Raw genomic sequence first — 5,963 nt, forward strand, 5'->3', positions numbered from 1 at the left:
CCACTGTTTCTTCACTTGTTCTTCTGCCAACTGTTCAATTTTTGTCCAAATCGTATCTTTGTTCACAATGACATTTGTTTGATAGTTTCTATCTTTATAATTAACTGTAACGCATACTTCTATCACCTTCAGTTTCCTCCTTTCAAAAAATTTCTCTTTCATACTATTACTTATTAATTAGCCAACTTTTGCAGTTCAATGTTTAAAAATGTTCGGACACTACGTGGTAAAAATTTGCGAATTTCTTCTTCGTTAAAACCAATTTGCAATCTTTTTTCGTCCAGCATAATCGGGCGACGCAACATTAGTGGATGCTCAATTATTAATGTATAAAATTCATTTAGCGAGAGCTCATCAATATTTATATTTAAGTCCTGAAAAGTTTTGGATCTAGTTGAAATAATTTCAGTAGCCCCCTCTTCAGTTAAACGAAGAATCGATTTAAGCTCATCAACTGTCATAGAATTTGATACGATGTTTTTTTCAATATAATCAATTTGATGCTCTTCAAGCCATGCTTTCGCTTTTCGGCATGAAGCACAGCTTGCTGTTGTATATAGAATTACCATATTTAACTCACTCCTTTAATGTTATTAAACGTACATTTTAAATATCGCTTATTGAAATGTATTAAAAAAAATTACAGTTTAGAATCAAATTCACATAATGTTAATTATTCAGCAATGTTTCATTTATCTCTATTATTCATGCTACATTTTACAGACGTTAACAACTCACTTTTAAAAATCTTACTGTAATTTTAAACTTTACAGTTCAATTAATCAACTGTTAAGTCTTGGATTAATTTTAATAACACAACAAATTATTCTCATGTAAAATTCCCCATAGCATGATGGCTCCTTCAAAGCACATTTCACGCATTTCTTGCTTACAAGTGCTATTATGGATTATATTCATCCTAATAAAAAGTACGTACTTTAAAGTGTTATAGGTACTAAAAAGTAACATATGCATTTTTAAGTGCCGTTCTGCTTATTTCTCTCTTACATCGGTTATTATGACCGATATTTAGCACAATAAATAGTACGCACTTTAAAGTGTTATAGGTACTAAAAAGAAATAATTTTAGTATTGCAACGGATGTAGGCTCACAACTGTAATCTAAATTCATCAAAGGAGTTTTTTTATGAAGACATACAATATTCCTGTAGAAGCGACTTTAGAAGTTATTGGCGGAAAGTGGAAAGTTGTTATCCTTTGTCATTTAAAAAAAGGAACAAAAAGAACGAGTGAATTAAAACGTTTAATGCCTGGTATTACGCAAAAAATGTTAACGCAACAATTACGAGAACTAGAAGAAGATGGTGTAATCCAAAGGAAAGTATATGACCAAGTACCACCAAAAGTAGAGTATTCTTTAACGGATTACGGTTCGTCTTTAGGAGCTATACTCGATTCCCTCTGTTCCTGGGGAGAAGTTCATCTTGAAAAAACCGGGAACACATCCATGCTGATTACAGCAGATGAATCATAACTGTAGAAGACATAAAATAGGTTGAGACAATGCTTGCCTCAACCTATTTTATGTCTCTTTATAATTTTTTTGCCGTAATGACTGTTTCAAACTCAAAGGTTTCCGGTAGATGATCTGCATAAGAATATTCAAAAGTTCGTCCATCCGTTAAGTAAGCTACTTGCTCAACTCGCATTAGGAAATCCTGATTTGTTAAGTTCATAAACTGCTTTTCCCTATCATCTGGGCGAATCCCTTTAACCCTGACAACAGATGTCCCTACTTCAAGACCAAGTTTATTTTGAATATGTGAGTATATCGACTCCTCTAAAACAGAAGCTTCAACACCTGGGATAACCGAAATTGGCATCCATGTATGCTCCATAATCGTCGGAATGCTGTGAATGATGCGGAGGCGAATGATTTTATAGACGAAATCACCAATTGAAACTCCCAATTTCTCAGCAACTACTTCATCAGCACCTACAATCGCAAACTCGATAATTTTACTTTCTACCTCACTACCGTAAACAGCTTTCGTACCTGTTAAAGTTTGAATCATTCGTGCCTTTTCCTGCTGATGCCAATCTTGTACCACTGTTCCACTTCCGCGCCGACGGATAATGTAGCCGTCTCTTACTAATAGATCCAGCGCTTTTTTAATCGTAAGTGCTGAAACATCGAATTCTTCAGCAAGGACGGAGCTACTCGGAATTTTTTCGTTGATTTTATATTCACCGTCTAAAATTTGCTGTTTAATCTTTTGATAAATGCCGAGGTATTTTACTTGTGTTGATCCGCTTGCCATTTCCATACCTCCTTTATACTGCAAACTCTCTTCTATTCATTCAAATGTAAAGCCTCAAGTTTGTAAACTGAAGGTGATGGGGCAGCAAATCCGTTTTCCAAGATTTCAATATTCGTTACTGCTTCTTCATCTTTCACAAGTTTTGGTGCACCATTTACAATTGTGTCATACGCTGCATCATAGAAACGACCGTAATCACCAAGCGGCGTTTTAATTTGTTTTTCAATCCAGTCACCATTTGCATTACGATACTTAGCAATTCCATAATACATCGGCGAATCTTCACCAAATCCTGCACTCTCAGGCATAATACCCGCTTTCAAATCATTTTCCTGCTGATCTTCACCGTATTTAATAAAAGAGCCATTTGTTCCATGAACGATAAAGCGTGGATAATCTTTTGCTACGATATGGTTCGTTTTCAGCTTAATCTTCAACTGATTTCCATAATGTAGACCAACATCGAAATAGTTATCAACCGCACCTTCCACTTCATTATTACGAATATCGTATGTCACTGTATTTGGACGGCCGAATAGTGAAATCATGCGGTCCATCGTATGAATACCTAAACTGTAAAATGAACCTTCTTCTTTTGGAGCTTCATGAGTGATTGAACTAGGACGGAAATAATCAATATGTGATTCAATCTCAATAATATCACCAAGGAATCCTTGTTCAATTACTTGCTTCACAGCTAAAAAATCACCATCAAAACGGCGGTTTTGATAAGGCATAACGACTACACCTTTCTCTCGTCCTAATGCTAATAATTCTTTGGCGTGTTCTACTGTATCGCAAAATGGTTTTTCAACGATAACTGATTTTCCGGCTAGTATAACTTTTTTTGCTAATTCATAATGCGTATGTGCTGGCGTACAGATCGTCACGACTTGAATTTCTTTGTCATTCAACAATTCGTCCAAATCAGTAGTGAAGTAAACACCTCTTTCCTCATATGGAGCCGCTAATTCTTCATTTATTTGACGTACAAAAATCGTTTTTACTTTTATATTATTACGTGTCTTTAGATAAGGTAGGTGATAACGGTTAGCTGATTTTCCAAATCCAATAAAGCCCATTGTTAATGTCATGTTCTTCAACTTCCTTGCTCATAAATTTTCGTTTCTACATTTATTATATATTTTTTCTTTAAAAGTATATAGTTTTAATTTTAAAATTATATACTAAAAAGTCGAGATAGAAATCATTTTCTGATTCCCATCTCGACTTTACGTTATAGACTTATATCCTATCATCATTTTATTTATACTCAATGACTTGAGAGCTACTTGGTTACATGCTCTTATTCATACATATACGAACGTGTCATCGGAATTGTATCATTAATCCCTTTTGTAAATACAAATTGATGTAAATCAATATTACCTGTAAAGAACGAAGCTGCACATGCATTTAAATATAAACGCCACATGCGGATAAATCGCTCATCTTTCGTTTTACGAACTTCCTCTAGTACGTTTTCAAAATTTCGAGCCCAATGTTGTAATGTTTTTCCGTAATGTCTACGTAAGCTTTCTACATCCACAATAAAAAATTGTTCGTTTGTCATGTTCGTGATTAATTCGTTCACAGCAGGAACATACCCACCAGGGAATATATATTTTTCAATCCAACCATTCGTAGCACCACCATTAGCCGGAGAAGTAATGCAATGCAGCAGAGAAATCCCGCCATCATTTAATAGTTTGTTAACTGTTTCAAAGTATTGCGTAATGTTGTCTTTTCCTACATGTTCGATCATACCTACACTAACAATTTTATCAAATTTATGATTCTTAATATCGCGGTAATCAAGTAAAGATACTTCAACTAAATCCGTAAGTCCCTCTTGTTTAATTCGCTCAGAAGTCTTAGCATATTGTTCCTCACTTAACGTTACTCCCATCGCTTTCACACCGTACTGTTTAGCGGCAGCTGTAATGAGTTCACCCCACCCACAACCGATGTCTAATAGCGTATCACCTTTTTGAAGGTTCAACTTTTTCAAAATATGATTCACTTTATTATGCTGCGCTGTCGTTAAAGAATCTTGCTCATTTTGGAAATATGCACAAGAATATGTCATTGTTTCATCAAGCCATAATTTATAGAAATCGTTCCCAATATCATAATGATGAGCAATATCATCTTTATTTTTTTGTTTTGAGAAATTCCATTTACTTTTGAAATATTGCAACTTACTATCACCTAAAAAGCTATCCTGCCTTTTATAAATAGATTGAATTGCTTTTTCAAGGTTACCCTCTATTTCAAGATCCCCATTCATATATGCTTCACCGAATGCAATAGAAGGATCCTTAGCGATTTCTTTTTTTGAAAGTGGCTTATGGAATGTTACATGAAATTGAGGTTCCCCTTCGCCATATTGTATTGTTTCTCCATTCCAAAGTGTAATTTGAACTGGATCTGAAAACAGATTTTTGAGTATTTTTTTATAAAAAAGTTCTTCAACCATGAAAACATCTCCTACTAAAAAATTGAACAAAAAACTATACTAGTTAATAAGTTTTTTTGAACATAGCTTAAAATCGTTATTGTACTGACTTCTTGCTACGAGTGTCATTATAAAACGGTTATATTATGAAGCATAGTACGTACTTTAAAGTGATGTAGGCACTTTTAAGTACCCATGACTGAAACAGGTCCTCAAAAATTTTACTTTTCATCATAACAACTTTCTAAAGTTTTAAAACGAAAAAAACCACCTCGTCATTAGGTGGTGTTTTCAATATTACATATAGAGATTTCACTTAACTTCTGTGTTTTTTCTATCTATGCATCGTTCTCCCCATGCGGTTAATTGATTTAATACATTCTGTAAAGACCACCCATAATCGGTTAGGGAGTATTCTACTCGAGGGGGAATTTCTTTATAAATTTCACGTGTAATCACACCATCTTCTTCCAGCTCGCGTAGTTGCTGCGTTAACATTCTAACAGAAATTTCAGGAATTAGACGCTGCAACTCGCTCGTTCGCTTTGTTCCTTTCGTTAAGTGACATAAAATGACGACTTTCCACTTTCCCCCGATAATTTCTAAAGTTGCTTCTATCGGTATATTGTATTGTTTCACACGATCTCCCTCCTTTTTTCTAAATTTCTTCTCTATTGTTGCGTAAAAACAAATAATTTTCTATACGGCACATTTTAGTTCCTACAGCACAAAAAAGTACCTATATTACAAAAAAGTAATTATGCTGCGTAAAAATCTCCCTCTATACAAAAAGAAAAAACGAACGTATTCTCGTTCGTTTTTTCTTTCTTTATTCAGCTGCTGTTATAAGCATAGATGTGTTCCCATTCTTTTCAAGATGAACTTCTCCCCAGTTACAAAGAGTATCGAGTATAGAATCTAAAGAATGACCGTAATCAGTTAAAGAGTACTCTACTTTTGGTGGCACTTGGTTATACACTTTTCTCTCGATTACACCATCTTCTTCTAATTCACGTAATTGTTGCGTTAACATCTTTTGTGTAATACCAGACATTAATTGTTTTAATTCGCACGTTCTCTTTTTGTCTTTCTTTAAATGACAAAGGATAACTACTTTCCACTTTCCACCGATAACCTCTAAAGTTGCCTCTACAGGAATATTGTATGTTTTCATATAAAAATCTCCTTTAATAATTTTATAAGACAAATAAGCTAAAATATTT

Annotated in this window: 7 protein-coding genes and 1 pseudogene; 1 reads left to right on the top strand and 7 read right to left on the bottom strand. The window is 34.2% G+C overall.

The features are described from left to right. Both MR107_RS28875 and spxA read right to left on the bottom strand, forming a co-directional pair. Positions 1–126, bottom strand: a 126-nt coding sequence (locus tag MR107_RS28875) for a BA3454 family stress response protein (RefSeq protein WP_242293065.1), incomplete at its 3' end; no start/stop codon positions are given. A 47-nt stretch (positions 127–173) separates the two neighbouring features. Continuing rightward, positions 174–569, bottom strand: coding sequence for a transcriptional regulator SpxA (spxA, locus tag MR107_RS28880; protein WP_000236189.1), 396 nt, complete (start codon positions 567–569; stop codon positions 174–176). A gap of 578 nt (positions 570–1,147) precedes the next feature. Here spxA and MR107_RS28885 point away from each other — a divergent pair. After that, complete coding sequence (locus MR107_RS28885; RefSeq protein ID WP_000860832.1) at positions 1,148–1,495, top strand: winged helix-turn-helix transcriptional regulator; 348 nt, start codon at positions 1,148–1,150, stop codon at positions 1,493–1,495. 48 nt (positions 1,496–1,543) lie between these two features. Here MR107_RS28885 and MR107_RS28890 read toward each other — a convergent pair. From MR107_RS28890 to MR107_RS28910, 5 genes and pseudogenes are all read right to left on the bottom strand, one after another. Beyond that, positions 1,544–2,282 (bottom strand): annotated as a pseudogene (locus MR107_RS28890) (GntR family transcriptional regulator). 32 nt (positions 2,283–2,314) lie between these two features. Then, entirely contained in the window at positions 2,315–3,376 is a 1,062-nt protein-coding gene (locus MR107_RS28895; RefSeq protein ID WP_000176600.1) for an oxidoreductase, read from the bottom strand. A 212-nt stretch (positions 3,377–3,588) separates the two neighbouring features. Beyond that, complete coding sequence (locus MR107_RS28900; RefSeq protein WP_242293064.1) at positions 3,589–4,761, bottom strand: cyclopropane-fatty-acyl-phospholipid synthase; 1,173 nt, start codon at positions 4,759–4,761, stop codon at positions 3,589–3,591. 291 nt (positions 4,762–5,052) lie between these two features. Continuing rightward, a complete protein-coding gene (locus MR107_RS28905; protein ID WP_000816339.1) occupies positions 5,053–5,379 on the bottom strand; it encodes a winged helix-turn-helix transcriptional regulator in 327 nt (108 codons plus the stop codon). 190 nt (positions 5,380–5,569) lie between these two features. Continuing rightward, entirely contained in the window at positions 5,570–5,914 is a 345-nt protein-coding gene (locus MR107_RS28910) for a winged helix-turn-helix transcriptional regulator (protein ID WP_000860822.1), read from the bottom strand. Positions 5,915–5,963: the final 49 nt, after the last annotated feature.

The organism is Bacillus cereus group sp. BfR-BA-01441 (assembly GCF_022663075.1).
Taxonomy (GTDB): domain Bacteria; phylum Bacillota; class Bacilli; order Bacillales; family Bacillaceae_G; genus Bacillus_A; species Bacillus_A cereus.

Excerpts from the sequence above, each read along its gene's own strand:
- spxA (WP_000236189.1), bottom strand. The coding sequence starts at position 569 with ATGGTAATTCTATATACAACAGCAAGCTGTGCTTCATGCCGAAAAGCG.
- MR107_RS28885 (WP_000860832.1), top strand. The coding sequence starts at position 1,148 with ATGAAGACATACAATATTCCTGTAGAAGCGACTTTAGAAGTTATTGGC.
- MR107_RS28895 (WP_000176600.1), bottom strand. The coding sequence starts at position 3,376 with ATGACATTAACAATGGGCTTTATTGGATTTGGAAAATCAGCTAACCGT.
- MR107_RS28900 (WP_242293064.1), bottom strand. The coding sequence starts at position 4,761 with ATGGTTGAAGAACTTTTTTATAAAAAAATACTCAAAAATCTGTTTTCA.
- MR107_RS28910 (WP_000860822.1), bottom strand. The coding sequence starts at position 5,914 with ATGAAAACATACAATATTCCTGTAGAGGCAACTTTAGAGGTTATCGGT.